This is a genomic window from Bacillus sp. mrc49, assembly GCF_002803435.1.
Genome location: NZ_PHNG01000297.1, coordinates 1 through 420, shown reverse-complemented (window position 1 = coordinate 420; position 420 = coordinate 1). Strand labels below are relative to the sequence as shown.

Here is a 420-nt window from a genome sequence, read left to right as displayed (position 1 = left end):
CTCTTCCGATCTTCATACGTTCACCCCCGTAAAATTTAATCGAGCAGCGTTCGGAGTTTTTGTGCAAAACCTTCATCCAGAACTGCGACGGCAACTCTAGCATCCTTGCCTATCGCATGGCCGAGCATGGACCTGCTTTCGACTCTTTTTAAAGGAACCTGATAAAATGCGCACTTATCAGATATTTTTTTTTCAGTGTTTTTTGAAGCGTCCGCGGATAAAATAACAACTTTGGCATTACCGCTTCTAATCTCTTTAACCACTAATTCTTCACCCGAAATTAGCTTGCGTGCTCGATTGGCCAATCCTAATAGAGACATCCATTGTTGTTGTTGGGTCATGATGTTTAGTTTTTCTCCTTATTCACTAATTCAAGCAATTGTTCATAAAGGGAAGAATCGATTTGGGTACTAAGGTGAT

General features: G+C 41.0%; 1 protein-coding gene. It reads right to left on the bottom strand.

Annotated features, from left to right (window positions below):
- Positions 1–35: 35 nt before the first annotated feature.
- On the bottom strand, positions 36–341 hold the full coding sequence (locus CVN76_RS02035) for a YlxQ family RNA-binding protein (protein WP_061144653.1): 306 nt from the start codon (positions 339–341) through the stop codon (positions 36–38).
- Positions 342–420: the final 79 nt, after the last annotated feature.